This is a genomic window from Alcaligenes sp. SDU_A2 (assembly GCF_038237375.1).
Taxonomy (GTDB): domain Bacteria; phylum Pseudomonadota; class Gammaproteobacteria; order Burkholderiales; family Burkholderiaceae_B; genus Alcaligenes.
On sequence record NZ_CP151273.1, the window covers coordinates 1,502,820 to 1,518,203 of the forward strand.

Here is a 15,384-nt window from a genome sequence, read left to right on the forward strand (position 1 = left end):
GAGCAATTTGTATGGCAGCCGATTTTTTCAAGAATCACCAAGCAACGCTGGAACAGGCGCTGGCCAGCATTAACGAGCGCACCTTCTGGAGCGCCTACCCCGAAAACCCCAGTCCACGTGTGTATGGCGAAACGGCTGCCCAGCAGGGTCAGGAGGCGTTTGAGGCCTATCGCGGCAAGTCTTTCCCCCTGACGCTGGAAGGCGCGCAAGGCGAAGTCGGCGACGAACAGTCGCCGTTTGGTTTTGCACTGAATATCCGTTACCCCAAAGTCGCGGTCGATCAGTTGATCGCCCAGTCGCAACTGGCGCTTGATAGCTGGCGTGATGCCGGGCCGCAGGCCTGGGTGGGCGTGTGTCTGGAGATTCTGCACCGCCTGAACCAGCGCAGCTTCGAAATGGCCAATGCCGTGCAGCACACCACAGGCCAGGGTTTCATGATGGCTTTCCAGGCCGGCGGTCCGCACGCCCAGGACCGCGCGCTGGAAGCAGTGGCCTATGCCTGGCAGGAAATGGCCCGTATTCCCGGCATGGCCGACTGGATCAAGCCCCAGGGCAAACACGATCCCATCCAGATGAAAAAGCAGTTCAAGGTCGTGCCGCGCGGCATTGGACTGGTCATCGGCTGCTCCACCTTCCCGACCTGGAATGGTTATCCAGGCCTGTTTGCCTCTTTGGCAACCGGCAATACCGTCATCGTCAAGCCGCACCCAGGTGCCATCTTGCCTTTGGCCATTACCGTGGCCGTAGCCCGTGAGGTGCTGGCCGAGGCGGGCTTCAATCCTAACGTGGTGCTGCTGGCCGCGCACGACCCGCAAGACGATACGGCTCAGCAACTGGCCCTGAACCCGGCAGTCAAACTGATCGACTTTACCGGCAGCAGCCAGAACGGCAACTGGCTGGAGGCCAATGCCCGTCAGGCACAGGTTTATACCGAGAAAGCCGGCGTCAACCAGGTCATCATCGACTCGGTGGACGACTTCAAGGCGGTGGCTCGCAATCTGGCGTTCTCGTTCGCCCTGTATTCGGGTCAGATGTGTACGGCTCCACAGAATATCTATGTGCCGCGCACAGGCATACGCACGGCCGATGGCGTCATGAGCTTTGACGAGGTTGCGCAGGGTCTGGCACTGGCTGTGCAAAAGCTGGTGTCCGATCCGGCGCGCGCCGTGGAAATTACCGGGGCGGTGCAAAACGAAGCCTGCGCCCAGCGTATCGATGCTGCCCGCCAGTTGGGCATGCCTATCTTGGCCGATAGCCAGACCTTGGAGCATCCTGCGTTTCCGGGTGCGCGCGTACGTACGCCTTTGCTGTTGCAGGCCCGTGCGGATCAAGCCGAGATCCAGAAGGAATGGTTCGGCCCCATCGTTTTTGTGGTGCAGACCGATTCCACCGAGCACAGTATCGAGCTGGCGGGGCGCACTATTGTCGAGCATGGCGCATTGACCCTGTCTGCCTACAGCACAGACCAGAACGTCACGGCAGCGATTCAGCGTATGGCTGAGCGTGCCGGTGTGTCCCTGTCGCTGAACCTGACCGGTGCCGTGTTCATCAATCAGACGGCGGCCTATAGCGATTTCCACGGCACGGGTGCCAACCCAGCCGCGAATGCTTCTTTGTCGGATTCGGCCTATGTGGCCAACCGTTTCCGTGTAATCCAGACCCGTTGGCATTTCTGAAAGGAACAAGTCCGGATGACTTACCAGAATATCCAGTTTGAACTGCAGGACGGCGTAGCCCGTATTACGCTGAACCGCCCCGACAAGCTCAACAGCTTTACCGCAGACATGCATGCCGAGCTGGCCGACGCCTTGACCCGTGTCGAACAACAGGCCGATCTGCGTGTCCTGGTGCTGACCGGCAATGGTCGTGGCTTTTGCGCCGGTCAGGATCTGTCCGAGCGCCAGATGAGCGCGGGCGATGCGCCCGTGGATCTGGGTGCCACCATCCAGAAGTTTTATGCGCCGCTGGTGCGTCGCCTGCGCGCTTTGGCAGCGCCGGTGGTGGTCGGGGTCAATGGGGTGGCGGCCGGTGCCGGTGCCAACCTGGCCTTGGCCGGAGACATCGTCATTGCCCGCCGTTCTGCCAGCTTTATCCAGCCTTTTTGCCGGCTGGGCCTGCTGCCTGATACGGGTGGCACGTTCTTTTTGCCGCGCCTGGTCGGGCCGGCTCGGGCAATGGGTCTGGCCTTGCTGGGCGACAAGTTGCCGGCTGAGCAGGCTGCACAGTGGGGGCTGATCTGGGAATGCGTGGCCGACGAGGACTTCGAGACGCGCCTGAACGAGCTGGCCGGTCATTTCGCACAGGCACCGACCAAGGGGCTGGCTTACGCCAAGAAGGCCATTTACGCTAGTGATGCCAACACCTTGGATGCGCAATTGGACCTGGAACGCGATCTGATGCGCGAATTGGGGGCCAGCCAGGATTATCGCGAAGGCGTGGATGCTTTCCTGGCCAAGCGTGCACCAGTTTTCAAGGGGAAATAATGGACAACGTCCTTGTAGCGGAAGATGCGCAGCAACTGGCCCAGCAGGTCAGCGACCATATGTACGGCAATGACCAGGCCTCGCAGGGCCTGGGCATGAGCCTGGGCGAGGTTGCGCCCGGGCAGGCCAGCATGAGCATGACGGTGCGCGCCGACATGCTCAATGGCCACAAGACCTGTCACGGCGGGTTTATCTTCGCCCTGGCCGACAGCACCTTTGCTTTTGCCTGCAACTCCCGCAATGCGCCTACGGTCGCTTCGGGCTGCACCATCGATTATTTGGCTCCTGCCTTTGAAGGCGATGTGTTGACGGCGCAAGGCGTGGAGGCTTCTCTGGCAGGACGCACCGGGGTTTACGATATTGAAGTGGTGAACCAGAACGGGCGTCGTATCGCTTTGTTCCGGGGGCGCTCGTACCGCTTGAACGGCACGGTACTGGGCGGAATCGAGAAAAAGTAATTTTTATTGACGAGACATACCCTGCAAGCCCGGGGGGCTGTGAGTTCACACGAGTGGCAGGGCAGGAGTACATCATGACAGCAATTCAAGAACACGTCGGCCGCGATGCCATCGAGCACGCGAGCATTGACGAAATCCGCAATGTGCAGCTCGAACGCCTGAAATGGACGCTGCGCCATGCTTACGAGAACGTGCCGCATTATCGCCGCAAGTTCGACGAGGCCGGCGTGCATCCCGACGATCTCAAGCAGTTGTCCGATCTGTCCAAGTTCCCGTTCACGACCAAGCAGGATCTGCGCGACAACTACCCCTTCAATATGTTTGCCGTACCCCGCGAACAGGTGGCGCGTGTGCATGCCTCCAGCGGCACCACAGGCAAGCCTACCGTCGTGGGCTACACGGCCAAGGATATTTCCACCTGGGCGGATCTGTTTGCCCGCTCCATGTGGGCAGCCGGCGCACGGCCGGGCGATATTGCCCATGTGGCCTATGGCTATGGCCTGTTCACGGGCGGCCTGGGCGCGCATTACGGTGCCGAACGGTTGGGATGCACGGTCGTTCCTATGTCCGGCGGCCAGACTGAAAAACAGGTTCAGCTGATTCAGGATTTTCGCCCCGACGTGATCATGGTCACGCCGTCCTACTTCTGCAATATTCTGGAAGAGATGACCCGTCAGGGTATTGATCCACGCGATACCTCTTTGCGCATCGGTATCTTCGGTGCCGAGCCCTGGACGGGGCAGATGCGGGTGGATATCGAACAGCGCGCCGGCATCGACGCGGTGGATATTTACGGTCTGTCCGAAGTGATGGGGCCGGGTGTGGCTATGGAGTGCGTGGAAAGCAAGGACGGTCCGGTGGTGTGGGAAGATCACTTCTTTCCCGAGATCATCAATCCCGAAACCGGCGAGCCGGTGGCCGACGGCGAAAGCGGCGAACTGGTGTTTACCTCGCTCAGCAAAGAAGCCATGCCTGTCATTCGCTATCGCACCCGCGACCTGACGCGTCTGTTGCCGCCCACCTCGCGCAGCATGCGCCGCATCGGCAAGATCACTGGCCGCAGCGACGATATGCTGATCGTACGTGGCGTGAACTTGTTCCCCACGCAGGTCGAGGAACTGGTGTTGAAAATGCCGGAACTGGGGGCTCAATATCAGTTGGTACTCAGCCGCAAGGGCAATATGGACGAGCTGGAAGTGCTGACCGAAGTGCGTGCCGAGCATAATCATCTGGATCAGGCGGCCCGCGATCAGTTGGCCAAACGCTTGACCCATTCGATCAAGACTTTCATCGGCGTCAGCGCCCGCGTGCAAGTGCAATCGGCCGGCACGGTTGAGCGTACCGTTACCGGCAAGGCCAAGCGCGTCGTGGACAAGCGCAGCTTCTAGGCGTTTTCTCCGGATGTAAAACGGCTCTGCCATGGCAGAGCCGTTTTTGTATTCGCCCGTCTCACGGTATCATGCAAGCTGGCAGGCGGCGCAAGCCGTCTTTCTGTTTTTTATTGCGGCCCGATCATGTCTTATTCTGTTCCCGGCTCGATTGCCGGCATAGGCACCGACTTGATCCGCATCGAGCGGATCGAACGTGCGTTGGCCCGGCATGGCGAGCGCTTTGTGGCCCGCATCTTGGGCGAACAGGAGCGCATCGTCTATGCGCGCCGGGCAGCACGCGATCCGGCACGCGGCATACGCTATCTGGCCACCCGGTTTGCTGCCAAGGAGGCCTTTTCCAAGGCCATCGGCCTGGGCATGCACATGCCTATGGCCTGGTCGCGCATGCAGACCTTGAATGCGCCTGGCGGCAAGCCCGTCGTGTGCTTGTCGGAATCGTTGCAAAGCTGGTACGACGCGCGTTTTGGTACCGCCCATATTTCCCTGACGGACGAGTCCGATCTGGCTATGGCCTTTGTCGTGCTGGAGCATAAAATGGCTGCCGCTTCTCCTATTTCTCTATCCGAGTCCGAAACCTCATGAGTCCTTCTTCGCAAGCAGTATTGCCGCCCGGTCCGGTCATGGTCGACGTACAGGGCTTTACCCTGACCGAGCAAGAACGTCAGCGCCTGCGTCATCCGCTGGTCGGTGGCGTTATCCTGTTCAGCCGCAACTTCGAGAGTCGCGCTCAACTGACGGCCTTGTGCCAGGCCATTCATGCCGAGCGCGACGAGCCGCTGCTGATTGCCGTTGATCACGAAGGCGGTCGCGTGCAACGCTTCCGAGAAGACGGCTTCACTACCTTGCCAGCCATGAGCCAGTTGGGCCAGCTATGGACGCGGGATGCCGTCAAAGCGGCCGCCGTGGCCGCTGATACCGGTTATGTGCTGGCGGCCGAACTGCGCGCCTGCGGCGTGGACATGAGCTTTACGCCTGTCCTGGATTTGGATTGGGGGGTCAGCAAAGTCATCGGTGACCGGGCCTTTCATCGCAGCCCGCGTGCGGTGGCCATGTTGGCAGCCGGATTGATCCGAGGATTGAACAAAGCGGGCATGGCGGCTTGCGGCAAGCATTTTCCGGGACATGGTGGTGTAGAGGCTGATTCGCATCACGAAATTCCTGTGGACGATCGTCCCCTGGAGCAGATTTTGGACGAAGATGCCGCCCCTTACGGTTGGCTGGGCACCTTGCAGTTGCCGTCCGTCATGCCGGCGCACGTGATTTACTCCAAGGTGGACCCCAATCCGGCCGGATTTTCGCCTTACTGGATTGGACGCGTGCTGCGCAAAGCCCTGGCTTACGACGGCGTGGTGTTTTCGGACGACCTGACCATGGAAGGCGCGTCGGTAGCCGGCGATATTCTGGACCGCGCCAAGGCGGCATTGGGTGCCGGTTGCGATATGGTGCTGGTGTGCAACCGTCCCGATCTGGCCGACGAGCTGCTGGCGCGCCTGGAGTTCACGCCGTCACCCGAATCCATTGAACGCATCCGTAAGCTGATGCCCACGACCCCCGCCCTGGACTGGGACGCCCTGCAGGCGGACGAGCACTATCAATATGCCCGCGGACTTCAATCTAAAATCCTTTCTGTCTGAGCTGCCGAATCTGCCGGGTGTGTACCGGCATATCGATGCGCAGGGCGAGGTCTTGTATGTGGGTAAGGCCCGCGACCTGAAGCGCCGCGTCAGTTCTTATTTCCAGAAAAACCTCAGCAGCCCGCGCATCGCCTTGATGGTGGCGCGGGTAGCGCGCATCGAAGTGACGGTCACCCGCAGCGAGGCCGAGGCCTTGCTGTTGGAAAACAACCTGATCAAGCGTCTGCGGCCGCGCTACAACATCTTGTTCCGGGACGACAAGTCCTACCCCTATCTGTTGATCAGCGCCCACGAAGCGCCGCGCATCGCTTATTACCGGGGCAGCACCAGCGGCAAAGGGCATTTTTTTGGTCCCTATCCCAACTCCTGGGCCGTGCGCGAAACCATACAGATCCTGCAACGGGTCTTTCGGCTGCGCACCTGTGAAGACAGCGTGTACGCCAACCGTACGCGCCCCTGTCTGCTGCACCAGATCGGGCGCTGTTCCGCGCCGTGCGTGAATCTGGTTCCGCCCGAGCAATATCAGCAGGACGTGCAGCGTGCCATTCGCTTTCTGGATGGTCATACGTCGGAAATTCTGGATGATCTGCAGGCACGCATGATGCAGGCTTCCGAAAACCTGGATTTCGAGCAGGCTGCGGCCTTGCGCGACCAAATGAAGGCCTTGTCCGCCGTGCTGCACCAGCAGAGCATGGAGCAGGTAGGCAACGATGATGTGGACATCATTGTCGTGGCCAATGCGGGCGGTAAGTTCTGTGTCAACTTGGCGATGGTGCGCGGCGGCCGTCATCTGGGCGACAGGGCGTTCTTTCCCACCCATATCAACGAGGACACCCCGGGCGATGTGTTGGCCGCCTTTGTGGCCCAGCATTATCTGGAACGTCGCATGCCGCCCGTGCTGGTCTGTTCGCATGCCTTGCCCGATGCCGATCTGCTGACCTTGTTGGCCGAACAGACCGGCGTCAAGGCGCGGGTGCTGATTCGGCCGCAAGGCATGCGCAAGACCTGGCTGGAGCAGGCAGGCAAGAATGCCGAACTGGCCCTGGCCCGCGCACTGGGCGAATCGACGGCACGAGCCGGTCGTACCCTGGCGCTGGCGCAGGCCCTGGAGCTGGATCTGGACGATGCCCAGCTCGATGCCCTGCATATTGAATGCTTTGACATCAGCCATACGGCAGGCGAAGCCACCCAAGCCTCGTGTGTCGTCTACAAGCAGCATGCCATGCAGCCTTCCTTGTATCGCCGTTACAACATTGCCGGCATTACGCCGGGCGATGACTACGCCGCCATGCGACAGGTGCTGAACCGGCGCTTTGCGCGGGTGGCCGAAGGCCTGGCCGAATTACCCGATATCGTGCTGATCGACGGCGGCAAAGGGCAGGTCGAGATTGCCCGGCAGGTTTTCGTCGAGCTGGGCCTGGATATCCATGTGCTGGTGGGGGTGGCAAAAGGCGAGAAGCGCAAGGTGGGCCTGGAAACCTTGGTCTTTGCCGACGACAGGCCGGCTGTGGCCTTGGGCGTGGAGTCGGCTGCGCTGATGCTGGTGGCGCAGGTGCGCGACGAGGCCCATCGTTTTGCCATTACCGGCATGCGTGCCCAGCGTGCCAAAACGCGCAATGTGTCGCGCCTGGAAGACATCGAAGGGGTTGGTGCCAAGCGGCGTCAGCGCTTGCTGGCGCGTTTTGGCGGTTTCAGCGGTGTGGCCGATGCCGGTATTGACGAGCTCAGTTCGGTTGAGGGAATTTCGACCGAGCTGGCCGAGCGCATTTATCATGCTTTACGATAGGCGTAAGCCTTTGTCTATTTAGGTTGGTATCTCTTTATGCCTTTCAATCTGCCCATTGCCCTTACGTGGCTTCGCATCATCCTGATCCCCCTGATCGTGGCGCTGTATTACCTGCCCGATAGCTGGCTGTCCGAACCTTCGCGCGACTTGTGGGCGGCTCTGGTTTTTATCGTGGCGGCGCTGACCGACTGGTTCGATGGGTGGCTGGCACGGCGCTGGAACCAGACATCGTCCTTCGGCGCATTTCTGGACCCGGTGGCCGACAAGCTGATGGTCGGGGCAGCCTTGCTGGTCCTGCTGGATCTGAATCGGGTGGATGCCTTCATTGCCCTGATCATCATCGGGCGTGAAATTACCATTTCTGCATTGCGGGAATGGATGGCCAAGATCGGTGCCAGTGGTAGTGTGGCTGTTCACCGGCTCGGCAAATTCAAAACGGCGGCGCAGATGGTTGCTATTCCCTGCCTGCTGTATTGGCATCCCATCATGGGCTTGCCGACCCGTATCATCGGCCAGGCGCTTATTGTCGTGGCCGCCGTCCTAACGGTCTGGTCCATGTGCTATTACTTGCAAAAGGCCTGGCCAGAGATCAAGAAAAAACAGGTCTAGGCATGTCTGATACGCAATCCACGACGCTCGATAGGCAGCAAGAACTTGGTTCACAGGACTGGCAAGTCATCGGCGTCGTGGGTATTGCGCACGCCAGTTCGCATTTTTTTCAGCTGATCCTGCCCACCTTGTATATCTCGCTCAGTCAGGAGTTCAACTACGACTTTCTGACACTGGGCGGCTTGGTTACCGCGTTTTATCTGGTCTCTTGCCTGGGGCAGGCTTCATCGGGTTTTCTGGTCGATCGCGTCGGAGCGGTGCCGGTGCTCAAAGTGGGCCTGGCCTGTTTTGTAAGCGCGGCCTTGTTGATCGGCTTGGCCAATGGCTATGTCATGTTGCTGGCTGCCGCCTTGATCGGCGGGGTGGGGAATGCGGTCTTTCATCCGGTGGACTACTCCATCATCAACCATCGCGTCAGTCCGGCGCGTCTGGGCCATGCCTTCAGCACGCACGGCCTGACCGGCAATCTGGGCTGGGCGCTGACGCCGGTTTTCATTACCACGCTCACTATTTACTTTGGCTGGCGGATAGCCGTGCTGGCCGCTGCCGCCCTGATTGGCGCAGTCTTGATGTTGGTGCTGTTCAACCAGCATGCGCTGGCCGGGACATCGCCGATGCGCGGGGCGCGCGCGGCGCGGCAGCCGCATAAAGAACCGATCTGGACCACCTTGTCCACTTTATTGTCACGCCCTGCGCTGTGGGGGGCGTTTCTGTTCTTCGCCTTTGCCACGGCGGCAATGGCCGTGGTGCAGAACTATACGATTCCCATGCTGCACACCACCTATGGTATCGACAAGGTCGTGGCAGGTTCGGCCCTGTCTGGGTATATGCTGGCCTCGGCCACCGGCATGCTGGTCGGGGGATTCATTGCCTCCAGCACGCCGCGTTCCGAATTGATCGTGTTTGTCTCTCTGATCGTGTCCGGCACCTTACTGCTGGTCTTGGGGGCTGGCTGGGTGGCACCAGCATCGGCGTTGTTCTTTGTAGGGGCGGCCGGGTTCTGTTCGGGTATTGCTTCGCCCTCGCGCGATATGTTGATCCGCCGTGTCACGCCCAAAGGGGCTACTGGTGCCGTATACGGATTGGTGTATTCGGGCATGGATGTCGGCTCGTCCCTGGCTCCGGTCGGGTTTGGCTTGCTGCTGGACGCGGGCTTGAGCCAGGCCCCCTGGTGGGGGGCCGCCATCGGCTACTGGACGGCAGCAGGGCTGGCTGTTTACGTGGCATCGACGGTGACGCGCGCCGCGCCTCGCTAAACGGCATTATTTAGAAATACGAAATCGTCGCTCTGGCGCAGGCACTGCCGGTGTGTGGGCAATGCCTGATCCTGGATTGGAGGTTCCGCTCGTGTTTGCTCTGTCTTTGCGCGCAGCCTTGCGCCCGAAAGAGCATAAAGAATGCTTTTACTGCCGGGCCAGGCGCGGTTCGTCCACGCTGTCCGGATGACTGCTGCGCCAGGGGTTGATGTCCAGGCCGCCGCGACGCGTGTAGCGCGCATACACCAGCAGGCGCTCTGGACGGCAGCCTTGCATGATGTCGCTGTAAAGCCGCTCGACGCAGTGCTCGTGAAACTCCGTATGGCGACGTAGCGAGACGATATAGCGCAGCAAAGAGGCCGGATCGATCTGCGGGCCGGTGTAGCGCACTTGTACGCTGCCCCAGTCGGGCTGGCCCGTCACCGGACAATTGGATTTGAGCAAATCGGACATCAGCGTCTCGCTTACCGTGGCAGCATCGGGCAGGCAGCGCAGCATGTCCTTCTGTGGCGTGTAGTCGCGGATCTCGATATCCAGTTGATCAATGCATACCCCCTCCAGTATGCCTATCTGCTGGCCCTGCAGCGCATCCAGCGGCAGCAGAGTCACTTCCACGGGGGCACCGGCGACGGCGCTCAGGTCCTGAGCCATGCGCTGTCGCAGCGTGTCGGCGTCTTCCACGATTTCATCGTTGAACGAGTTCAGATAGAGCTTGAAGGATTTGGATTCGATGATGCGGGGGCTGTTCCAGGGAATCGTGAAGCGAGCCAGGGCCACTACAGGCTTGCCTTTGGGGTTGAGCCAGGATAGTTCGTAGCCGTTCCAGATATCGGCACCATGCCATTGTGCCGGCACGTGCAGGGCTTGCCGGTTTAATGAGCGTTCGATGCCAAACAGCACGCCCGGATCGTAGCGGCTGGGGTAGACCACGTCGTGGCCCAAAGGGGAGTCGTTCAGGGGAGAGTGATTCTTCATAGATTCAGAAGGCAAAACAGTGCCAGTCGATAAAGTGCACACGGGCTGTAGCCGGGACACGAGACATCTATTATCCCACATGGTGAAACATCCATACCAGTATGCAGAAAATAGCTGCTGCGACGCAGGGGATTTTTTTTCACAAAAGGGTATGGCGTTTCGTATCTCGAAATTTAATAATTAATTCGTTGATTATAAAGATAAAAATAATTAGTCTTGTATAAGATATAAAACATCATTGCAATGCAGCATTTATATAGACTGTAGTCATCTGTTCAACGTCATCTCTGATCTTAATTACAGGAGTCAACCATGAATGCTCGTGAAGCTGAAATCCGCAATCTGCAAAAGCGCTGGGCCGAAGATCCTCGCTGGCAGGGTGTCAAACGCGGCTACAGCGCGGAAGAAGTCATCCGCCTGCGCGGCTCTTTGGTCGAAGAACATACACTGGCGCGGCGTGGTGCAGAGCGTCTTTGGCAGTCCATCAACCAGGAGCCCTTCGTTAACGCCCTGGGCGCCTTGACCGGCAACCAAGCCATGCAGCAGGTCAAAGCCGGCCTGAAGGCGATTTACCTGTCCGGCTGGCAGGTGGCGGGCGATGCCAACTCGGCTGGCGAAATGTATCCTGATCAGTCCCTGTACCCCGTCAACTCGGTGCCCTCCGTTGTGCGTCGCATCAACAACTCCTTGGCGCGCTGTGACCAGATCCAGTGGATGGAAGGCGTCAATCCAGGCGACGAAAGCTACATTGATTATTTTGCTCCTATCGTGGCCGATGCCGAAGCCGGTTTTGGCGGCGTGCTCAATGCGTTCGAGCTGATGAAAGCCATGATTGCCGCCGGTGCCGCCGGTGTGCACTTTGAAGATCAATTGGCTTCGGCCAAGAAATGCGGTCACCTTGGTGGCAAAGTGCTGGTGCCCACACGCGAAGCCGTCTCCAAGCTGGTCGCCGCCCGCCTGGCCGCCGACGTCATGGACGTGCCCACCATTTTGGTTGCCCGCACCGACGCCGATGCAGCCGACTTGATCACCAGCGACGTGGACGAGTACGACCGCCCCTTCATTCTGGAAGAGCGTACGGTCGAAGGTTTTTACCGCACGCGTGCCGGCTTGGATCAGGCCATTGCCCGTGGTTTGGCCTACGCCCCCTATGCAGACCTGGTCTGGTGCGAAACCTCCACGCCCAATCTGGAATACGCCCGTCAGTTCGCGGAAGCCATTCACCGCCAGTTCCCCGGCAAAATGCTGGCCTACAACTGCTCGCCGTCCTTTAACTGGAAAAAGAACCTGGACGATGCCACGATCGCCAAGTTCCAGCGTGAACTCGGTGCCATGGGTTACAAGTTCCAGTTCATCACGCTGGCCGGCTTCCATGCATTGAACTACGGTATGTTCGAATTGGCCCACGGCTATGCTCGCAAGCAGATGAGCGCCTTCGTGCAACTGCAGGAAAAAGAGTTTGCCGCCGCTGATCTGGGCTTTACGGCTGTCAAGCACCAGCGTGAAGTGGGTACGGGCTATTTCGATGCCGTGACCCAGACCGTTGAAGCTGGCAAGTCGTCTACGACGGCACTGGCAGGTTCTACCGAGGCACAGCAGTTCGCTGGCTCGGAAGCGTAATCGGGGAGGGTGCCTGTGCTGGGCACCACCGCGATGCAGGCAGCCCGTCGGACCGCTCCAGCCGACGGGCTGCCTTTTTGTGTGCGTAGCGCGGACACATATAAGAACCCGTTTATTAATTACTTTAATTTATTAAGTGGGCTGACTTTCTGCTGCTTCGGCTATAAAATCATGGCAAGCAAAAAAAAGAGGCTGCCAGCGGCAGCCTAAAGCATTGAACAGTTGATGCCGTGTTGGGGGGATAACGGCCTGAACAAGATGCGTATGGACAACGATATAGGAAGCAAGCAAAGTCGTATTGATTTAGATCAACAATAAAGAAATATCAGTGGTTTATAGTCCTTTCATGCCCGCCTACTCCATCTTTTCCCTGCCCAAGCCCCTGACCGCCGAACAGCGTTCGCGCAGGCGGCACACCTTGGCGCGCCTAGGCCTGGCCTGGCTGTCGGCCATGCAGGTCATGATGTTCGCTTTCCCGGGCTATATGCGCTCGTTCAGTTCTTCCCCGGACAATATCGAATCCCTGTCGCAAGCCATCGTGCTCATGAACTGGGCCAGCCTGGCCCTGACCATGCCAGTCGTGCTGTATTGTGCCTGGCCCATCCTCAAGGGCGCGCTGGCCAGTCTGTCTACGGGGCGCGTGGGCATGGACGTGCCCGTTGCTCTGGGCATCATTGGCGCTTTTCTGCCCAGCGTGGTCAGTACCTGGACGCATCAGGGCGAAGTCTATTACGACTCGGTCACCATGTTCGTGGCCTTTTTGCTGACGGCGCGTTATCTGGAACTGTGTGCCCGGCAGTCCGTCGCGCAAGGCGGTTCGCACGACGTTATCGAGCAGTTTCGCCGTTCGGTTACCGGCCATGCCAATACCCTGGCCTTCTGGTTCGTCACGATTCAGCTGGCGCTGGCGGCCGTAGTGGGGCTGGTCTGGTACTGGCTGGATGCTTCCCATGCGGTTCCCGTTGTGGTTTCGCTGCTGGTCATGAGCTGCCCCTGTGCCATGTCCATGTCCGTGCCTACGGCAGTGGCGTCGGCGCATGCCGGCTTGTCGGCCCGCCCGGCGTCCAGCGAATTTGAAGTGGTTCAGCTTACCCAGCAAACCGGCCGCATTGCCCGCCAGAACCTGTACGGCTCTATTGCCTGGCATTTGCTCATGACGCCGCTGGCCGCTGTGGGCATCGTGGCTCCCTGGCTGGCAGCCGTCAGCATGTTGGTGTCTTCGCTGGCGGTGGCGGCCAACTCCTGGCGCATCTATCGCAGCCGTGTCCGCCGCGCTCCTGCCGGCTGGACTGGACCGGCGGCAGGGCAGGCCTGATATGCTCGGCTCTTTACTGGTCCTTATCCCAATTTCCGTCGCGCTGGTCATCCTGATCGGCGTGGCCTTCTGGTGGGCGATCTTTGCCGGCCAGTTCGAAGACACTCAGACTGCAGCCGATTCCATTCTTCTGGATGACGACACCACGGTCGCCCGCCAGCCGCGCCGGGGGCGGCCGCCGGATACGCAATAATTATTCTTTTAAGCTTCAAGGGCTGTTCGCGACAGGTAGTCCAAGGGGCTGGATCGCGCGTGTTTATGCGACTTTCCACGGCTTTTTGATGCACATCAAGGAGCCGTATTTCGACTTGCAGGATGATGCTGATAGTTGTCGCTTGTATTAACAATGTTTGTTTAGGGGAAGAAAATGGGCACTTCCGATACGGTCGGAAATAACGCCGAAGTCTTCAATTACGGGGTGGTGCGACAATTCACCATCATGACCGTATTTTGGGGCGTCATAGGCATGGCAATGGGCCTTTTCATTGCCTTGCAATTGATCTGGCCAGAACTTAACTTTAATACGCCATGGCTGAGCTACGGACGTCTGCGTCCGCTGCATACCAACGCCGTGATTTTCGCCTTCGGCGGCACCGGCTTGTTTGCCACGTCGTACTACGTCGTGCAGCGTACCTGTCAGGCCCGTCTGTTCAGCGACAAGCTGGCAGCCTTCACCTTCTGGGGCTGGCAGGCCGCTCTGGTGGCCGCTGTCATCACCTTGCCCATGGGCTACACCAGCAGCAAGGAATACGCCGAACTGGAATGGCCCATCGACATCCTGATCACGCTGGTCTGGGTCGCGTATGCCATCGTGTTCTTCGGCACCATCGTCAAGCGCCGTGTGCGCCACATTTATGTGGCTAACTGGTTCTTCGGATCTTACATCCTGACGATCGCCGTTCTGCACATCTTCAACAACCTGGAGCTGCCGGTCAGCTTCATGAAGTCCTACTCGGCGTATGCCGGCGTTCAGGACGCAATGGTGCAGTGGTGGTATGGCCACAACGCAGTGGGCTTTTTCCTGACCACCTCCTTCCTGGGCATGATGTACTACTTCATCCCCAAGCAGGCCAACCGTCCCATCTACTCGTACCGTCTGTCCATCGTCCACTTCTGGGCGCTGGCGTTCACGTACATGTGGGCGGGTCCGCACCATCTGCTGTACACCTCGCTGCCCGACTGGACACAGTCTCTGGGCATGACTTTCTCGCTGATTCTGCTGGCTCCATCGTGGGGCGGCATGATCAACGGCATCATGACCATGTCCGGTGCCTGGCACAAGCTGCGTACCGACCCCATCCTGAAGTTCATGGTTGTGGCCATGTCCTTTTACGGCATGTCCACCTTTGAAGGCTCCATGATGGCCATCCGTACGGTCAATGCCCTGTCGCATTACACCGACTGGACCATCGGTCACGTGCACTCCGGTGCGCTGGGCTGGGTCGCCATGATCACCTTCGGCTCCTTGTACTACCTGATTCCACGTCTGTACGGCCGCACCGAAATGGCTAAACCCCGCCTGATCGAGCTGCATTTCTGGCTGGCTACGCTGGGTGTGGTGCTGTATATCGCCGCCATGTGGATTGCCGGTGTCATGCAGGGCATGATGTGGCGCGCCACCGGTGCCGACGGTACCCTGACCTACAGCTTCGTTGAAGTCGTGAAAGCCACGTATCCTTTCTACGCCATCCGCGCTCTGGGCGGCCTGTTGTTCGTGACCGGCATCTTGCTCATGGCCTGGAATACCTTCCTGACCATCAAGGGCCAGCCGCGCGTCAACCCTGTCGTGCCTCTCAAGAACCCCGATGCCCGCGATCCAGCCCTGGTGGGGCAAACCACCGTGCTGGCTTAAGGAGT

Annotated in this window: 14 protein-coding genes; 13 read left to right on the top strand and 1 reads right to left on the bottom strand. The window is 59.4% G+C overall.

Annotation, left to right across the window (positions count from 1 at the left end; genetic code table 11):
• Positions 1–11 precede the first annotated feature (11 nt).
• From paaN to AADW57_RS07115, 9 genes are all read left to right on the top strand, one after another.
• The gene (gene paaN, locus AADW57_RS07075) at positions 12–1,676 is read left to right on the top strand and encodes a phenylacetic acid degradation protein PaaN (protein WP_341669344.1); all 1,665 of its coding nucleotides are present in this window, start codon (positions 12–14) and stop codon (positions 1,674–1,676) included.
• Positions 1,677–1,691: 15 nt separating this feature from the next.
• Positions 1,692–2,483, top strand: a complete 792-nt coding sequence (gene paaG / locus AADW57_RS07080; RefSeq protein WP_341669345.1) for a 2-(1,2-epoxy-1,2-dihydrophenyl)acetyl-CoA isomerase PaaG — start codon at positions 1,692–1,694, stop codon at positions 2,481–2,483.
• Complete coding sequence (gene paaI, locus AADW57_RS07085; protein WP_341669346.1) at positions 2,483–2,941, top strand: hydroxyphenylacetyl-CoA thioesterase PaaI; 459 nt, start codon at positions 2,483–2,485, stop codon at positions 2,939–2,941. The genes paaG and paaI overlap by 1 nt, the downstream gene beginning before the upstream one ends.
• A 74-nt stretch (positions 2,942–3,015) precedes the next feature.
• Positions 3,016–4,329 carry a phenylacetate--CoA ligase PaaK gene (gene paaK / locus AADW57_RS07090; protein ID WP_341669347.1) on the top strand — a complete coding sequence of 438 codons (1,314 nt, stop codon included), beginning with the start codon at positions 3,016–3,018 and terminating at the stop codon, positions 4,327–4,329.
• Positions 4,330–4,455: 126 nt separating this feature from the next.
• Positions 4,456–4,914: a holo-ACP synthase gene (gene acpS, locus AADW57_RS07095; protein ID WP_341669348.1), complete on the top strand. Its 459-nt coding sequence runs from the start codon at positions 4,456–4,458 to the stop codon at positions 4,912–4,914.
• Positions 4,911–5,966 (top strand): beta-N-acetylhexosaminidase, encoded by a 1,056-nt coding sequence (gene nagZ / locus AADW57_RS07100; protein ID WP_341669349.1) that lies wholly within the window; start codon positions 4,911–4,913, stop codon positions 5,964–5,966. Before acpS ends, nagZ begins: the two co-directional genes overlap by 4 nt.
• Positions 5,929–7,752: an excinuclease ABC subunit UvrC gene (gene uvrC, locus AADW57_RS07105; protein WP_341669350.1), complete on the top strand. Its 1,824-nt coding sequence runs from the start codon at positions 5,929–5,931 to the stop codon at positions 7,750–7,752. Before nagZ ends, uvrC begins: the two co-directional genes overlap by 38 nt.
• A gap of 36 nt (positions 7,753–7,788) precedes the next feature.
• Positions 7,789–8,361: a CDP-diacylglycerol--glycerol-3-phosphate 3-phosphatidyltransferase gene (pgsA, locus tag AADW57_RS07110; RefSeq protein ID WP_341669351.1), complete on the top strand. Its 573-nt coding sequence runs from the start codon at positions 7,789–7,791 to the stop codon at positions 8,359–8,361.
• A gap of 2 nt (positions 8,362–8,363) precedes the next feature.
• On the top strand, positions 8,364–9,617 hold the full coding sequence (locus AADW57_RS07115) for an MFS transporter (protein WP_341669352.1): 1,254 nt from the start codon (positions 8,364–8,366) through the stop codon (positions 9,615–9,617).
• 147 nt (positions 9,618–9,764) lie between these two features.
• Here the strand turns inward: AADW57_RS07115 and queF are convergent, their stop codons facing one another.
• Positions 9,765–10,592: an NADPH-dependent 7-cyano-7-deazaguanine reductase QueF gene (gene queF, locus AADW57_RS07120; protein WP_341669353.1), complete on the bottom strand. Its 828-nt coding sequence runs from the start codon at positions 10,590–10,592 to the stop codon at positions 9,765–9,767.
• 312 nt (positions 10,593–10,904) lie between these two features.
• On the opposite strand from queF, the gene aceA reads away from it, so the two are divergent.
• From aceA to ccoN, 4 genes are all read left to right on the top strand, one after another.
• Entirely contained in the window at positions 10,905–12,212 is a 1,308-nt protein-coding gene (gene aceA, locus AADW57_RS07125; RefSeq protein WP_341669354.1) for an isocitrate lyase, read from the top strand.
• A 346-nt stretch (positions 12,213–12,558) separates the two neighbouring features.
• Positions 12,559–13,527: a P-type ATPase gene (locus AADW57_RS07130; protein WP_341669355.1), complete on the top strand. Its 969-nt coding sequence runs from the start codon at positions 12,559–12,561 to the stop codon at positions 13,525–13,527.
• A 1-nt stretch (position 13,528) separates the two neighbouring features.
• Entirely contained in the window at positions 13,529–13,720 is a 192-nt protein-coding gene (ccoS, locus tag AADW57_RS07135; protein WP_341669356.1) for a cbb3-type cytochrome oxidase assembly protein CcoS, read from the top strand.
• Positions 13,721–13,894: 174 nt separating this feature from the next.
• A complete protein-coding gene (gene ccoN, locus AADW57_RS07140) occupies positions 13,895–15,379 on the top strand; it encodes a cytochrome-c oxidase, cbb3-type subunit I (protein WP_341669357.1) in 1,485 nt (494 codons plus the stop codon).
• The last annotated feature ends 5 nt before the right edge of the window (positions 15,380–15,384 follow it).

Coding starts and splice junctions, on each gene's coding strand:
- aceA (WP_341669354.1), top strand. CDS start 10,905: ATGAATGCTCGTGAAGCTGAAATCCGCAATCTGCAAAAGCGCTGGGCC.
- paaG (WP_341669345.1), top strand. CDS start 1,692: ATGACTTACCAGAATATCCAGTTTGAACTGCAGGACGGCGTAGCCCGT.
- paaK (WP_341669347.1), top strand. CDS start 3,016: ATGACAGCAATTCAAGAACACGTCGGCCGCGATGCCATCGAGCACGCG.
- AADW57_RS07130 (WP_341669355.1), top strand. CDS start 12,559: ATGCCCGCCTACTCCATCTTTTCCCTGCCCAAGCCCCTGACCGCCGAA.
- paaI (WP_341669346.1), top strand. CDS start 2,483: ATGGACAACGTCCTTGTAGCGGAAGATGCGCAGCAACTGGCCCAGCAG.
- ccoN (WP_341669357.1), top strand. CDS start 13,895: ATGGGCACTTCCGATACGGTCGGAAATAACGCCGAAGTCTTCAATTAC.
- ccoS (WP_341669356.1), top strand. CDS start 13,529: ATGCTCGGCTCTTTACTGGTCCTTATCCCAATTTCCGTCGCGCTGGTC.
- nagZ (WP_341669349.1), top strand. CDS start 4,911: ATGAGTCCTTCTTCGCAAGCAGTATTGCCGCCCGGTCCGGTCATGGTC.
- acpS (WP_341669348.1), top strand. CDS start 4,456: ATGTCTTATTCTGTTCCCGGCTCGATTGCCGGCATAGGCACCGACTTG.
- queF (WP_341669353.1), bottom strand. CDS start 10,592: ATGAAGAATCACTCTCCCCTGAACGACTCCCCTTTGGGCCACGACGTG.
- uvrC (WP_341669350.1), top strand. CDS start 5,929: ATGCCCGCGGACTTCAATCTAAAATCCTTTCTGTCTGAGCTGCCGAAT.
- pgsA (WP_341669351.1), top strand. CDS start 7,789: ATGCCTTTCAATCTGCCCATTGCCCTTACGTGGCTTCGCATCATCCTG.
- paaN (WP_341669344.1), top strand. CDS start 12: ATGGCAGCCGATTTTTTCAAGAATCACCAAGCAACGCTGGAACAGGCG.
- AADW57_RS07115 (WP_341669352.1), top strand. CDS start 8,364: ATGTCTGATACGCAATCCACGACGCTCGATAGGCAGCAAGAACTTGGT.